1 pseudogene is annotated in these 279 nt (G+C 45.9%); it reads right to left on the bottom strand.

Annotated elements, in window-relative coordinates:
• Window positions 1-18: 18 nt before the first annotated feature.
• Window positions 19-279: pseudogene (locus tag HBA93_RS20815) on the bottom strand (hypothetical protein); the annotation flags it as partial.

Below are 279 nucleotides of genomic sequence, written 5' to 3'. Positions count from 1 at the left end.
CATCAGATAATGAATAGGCTATCCTTTTTTATGGAAAGCCTCCGGCAAGCTCATCGCATTTTTCTGGCTCGTAAACAGCACGGTCGGATCAATACGCCCGACACCACGATAAGGGCTGGTATGGATCGCCAAAATCCACATACTCATCGATGCTGTCACAATATAAATGGCGAGTGCTTTGCGCCCTGCTTTCGGCCGATCCGCATGAACAGAAGCAATAACAACCAAAGTCAATACGGTCAGGAAAAATACCAGATACCACTTGTAATGATTGACAGA

The sequence above is a fragment of the Ochrobactrum sp. SFR4 genome (assembly GCF_019730395.1).
Classification (GTDB): domain Bacteria; phylum Pseudomonadota; class Alphaproteobacteria; order Rhizobiales; family Rhizobiaceae; genus Pseudochrobactrum.
The sequence above is the reverse complement of the archived record's forward strand: the minus strand, read 5'-3'. Positions and strand labels throughout refer to the sequence as shown.